This is a genomic window from Sinomonas sp., from assembly GCF_051955515.1.
GTDB lineage: Bacteria > Actinomycetota > Actinomycetes > Actinomycetales > Micrococcaceae > Sinomonas.
In genome coordinates this window covers 1-2,863 of the sequence record NZ_JBQCGQ010000097.1, presented here as the reverse complement: position 1 = coordinate 2,863, position 2,863 = coordinate 1, and the positions used below count along the sequence as shown (strand labels likewise).

Here is a 2,863-nt window from a genome sequence, read left to right as displayed (position 1 = left end):
CGAGCGCCTCCGGAGTCCCCCCCCATGTGGCGGTGGGGAAACCCCCAGTGGGCTTACCCCGCGGGGGGGGGCACCCGGGTTGCCCCCCGCCTCTCGGATGCCTATTTATCGGGCTTCAACCCACGCCAAATCAGCTCGCGCTGTGCCGTCCTCGCGTCGCGATGTAGAGCGCAGCTTCCTTCTGGAGCTGCCGTTCCGCGTCCAGCTCGCGCTGGATCTCCGCAAGCGTTGCCGCCGCGTTGTCCTGGCGCTCCGCCGTGGCCCGCTGCTGCGCAGCGAGGTCCTGCTGGGCCGCGAGCTGGTCGGAGATCCGCGACATGAGCGTGGCGAGCTTGGCTTGCTGCACCGCGAGGAGGCGCTGGGTCTCCTGGAGCACGGCGAGCGTCTCGGCCGTGGTCTGGGGCGCTGCCGCCTCGGACAGCTGCGCGTCGGCGTCAGCGAGCATGAGCTGGAGCTCGCTGTCGATCTGAGTGCCCTCGGAGGAGCTAGTCAGCGCCGCGCGCACCGCTGCCCGGCGCGCTGGCGTCATCAGCGGCGAGTCCGACGACGGGGAGTCGGCCGCTGGGGCGAGGTCGCCGTCGTCGTCCGCTCTCTCGAGTCGGTCCGCAACAACAGCCGGCGCGGGCACCGGGGCAGGCTCGGAGCCGACGTCGACCATCGACTGCGCTGCGCGCTCCCCGGGCTTCGTGATGTCAACCGTGCGCCGCAGCGGCACCTCCTTGATGAAGAGGACCGCGAGGACCGCGACGATGCCGATGATGCCCGCGACGAGGAACGACTCGGCCGAGGCATCGCCGAACGCGCTCCGGACTACGTCCGCGATGGGGGCTGGCATGTCGTTCAGGTCAAGGCTCGCTCCGCCGGTCGAGCCTGCCGGGATCTTGATCCCCTTGGCTGCGAGACCCTGTGCAATGAGATCCGTCGAGCGGTTGTTCAGGATCGTGCCAAGGACCAGGACGCCGATGGCGCCGAACACCGAGCGGAAGAACGCCACGGTGGAGCTTGCTGTGCCGATGACGGCTACGGGCACCGTGTTCTGGACGGCGAGGACGAGGTTCTGCATCGTCATGCCGAGACCGAGGCCGAGCACGAAGGAGAAGACGCCGGTCAGGGTGAGGTCGGTGGTGTGGTTGATCGTTCCGAGCAGGCCCATGCCGCCGGCGACGAAGATCGTGCCGGTGACGAGGTAGGCCTTCCACTTGCCGAAGCGCGAGATGAGCTGGCCCGTGACTACTGAGCCGAGGAAGTTCCCCGCGATCATGGGGAGCGTGAGGAGTCCTGCTTCGGTTGGCGTTGCATCTCGAGAGACCTGGAAGTACTGGCCCAGGAAGGACGACGAGGCGAACATCGAGACGCCGACCGCCGAGGACGCGATGATGCTGAGCGCGGTCGTCCGGTTCGCGATGATCTTCAGAGGGATGATCGGCTGCGCGACCTTGGACTCGACGATCATGAGCAGGACGATGCCCACGGCAGAGCCGCCCACCATGACGGCCGACTGCCAGGACCACCAGTCGTAGTAGTTTGCCTGCCCGGCGAACGAGACCCAGATCAGGAGCGTGCTGACCGAGGCGCTGAGCAGCACGGCGCCCAGCCAGTCGATCTTCGCAGGACGGCGCACGTGTGTGAGCTTGAGCGTCATCTGGATGAGGATGAGCGAAATGATAGCGAGCGGCACGCACACGAAGAACGTCCAGCGCCAGCCAAGGGGCGAGTCGACGATGAAGCCGCCGAGGAGCGGGCCGCCCGCGGTGCCGACGGCCATGACTGCGCCCATGTAGCCCGAGTAACGCCCGCGCTCGCGCGGCGGGATCATGGCGCCGATGATCGCCTGGGCGAGCGCCATCAGGCCGCCCATGCCGATGCCCTGCACCACACGGGCCCCGATCATCTCGGGGATGCTCTGCGAGATGCCGGCCACCACCGAACCGATCACGAAGATGATGATGTTGACCTGAGTGAGCAGCTTCTTGTCGAAGAGGTCAGCGAGCTTGCCCCAGATCGGCACGGTCACGGCGCTCGCCAGGAGCGACGCCGTGATGATCCATGCGAAGTCCGTCTGGGTGCCCTTGAGGTCGGCCATGATGGTCGGGAGGGCGTTCGAGACGATGGTGCTCGAGAGGATCGCCGTGAAGAATGCGGCGAGGAGGCCGGTGAGGGCCTCGAGGATCTGACGGTGGCTCATCTGCGGAGCCGCAACATCAGTGTGCTGCAAGGGCTTCCTCCTTCTGGTCGTCGTTCTCAAGGGAAGCGGTCCGGGCCGTCGGCTGGCTGGCCTTCCGCAGGGTGTCGTTGAGTCGCTGCATCGAATCCGTGCACGCCGAGGCCTCCGATTCCTCCCACCCGGAGAGGAACTCGAGCAGGCGTGCCGTCCGCGCCTCCTCGACCTCGGCGAGCTTCGCCGTGCCCGCCTCGGTGAGCTCGAGCAACTGCGCGCGCCGGTCCTCGGGATCACGACGACGGGCCACGAGCCCCCGCTCTTGGAGCTCGGCGATGTGCCGGCTCAGCACGGGCGCGCTCACGTTGAGCTTTTCCGCGATGTCCACCGCGCGGCCGCCGAATTCGCTGATCATGCGGAGCACGCCGGCCTCGGCGGTGCCGACCTCGTGCGCCTTGTGCTCGTGCGCGAGACACCGGAGGGTCCGCTGGAGGTCGAAAACCGTGTGGATCAGCGCTCGGGCTGTCTGTGGTTCGACGGGCATGGTCACTTCCCTCGATTGATTGCTTGCAGCAACTATATGCCGCAGATGGTTGCTTAGGCAAACTAATGTGAGGAAGGCCGCTTAAAGCGGTTGCGCCGTCACATCCGCAGGGTGTCGTTGAGTCGCTGCATCGAATCCGTGCACGCCGAGGCCTCCGATTC

General features: G+C 67.0%; 2 protein-coding genes. Both read right to left on the bottom strand.

The features are described 5' to 3' along the window. Positions 1-130 precede the first annotated feature (130 nt). The gene (locus ACTHL9_RS05415; RefSeq protein ID WP_440517825.1) at positions 131-2,185 is read right to left on the bottom strand and encodes an MDR family MFS transporter; all 2,055 of its coding nucleotides are present in this window, start codon (positions 2,183-2,185) and stop codon (positions 131-133) included. 16 nt (positions 2,186-2,201) lie between these two features. Further along, positions 2,202-2,702, bottom strand: a complete 501-nt coding sequence (locus ACTHL9_RS05410) for a MarR family winged helix-turn-helix transcriptional regulator (protein ID WP_440517824.1) — start codon at positions 2,700-2,702, stop codon at positions 2,202-2,204. Between the last annotated feature and the right edge of the window lie 161 nt (positions 2,703-2,863).

What these genes read in the sequence shown, in the direction of transcription:
- ACTHL9_RS05415 (WP_440517825.1), bottom strand. Translation starts at nt 2,185, where the DNA reads ATGAGCCACCGTCAGATCCTCGAGGCCCTCACCGGCCTCCTCGCCGCA.
- ACTHL9_RS05410 (WP_440517824.1), bottom strand. Translation starts at nt 2,702, where the DNA reads ATGCCCGTCGAACCACAGACAGCCCGAGCGCTGATCCACACGGTTTTC.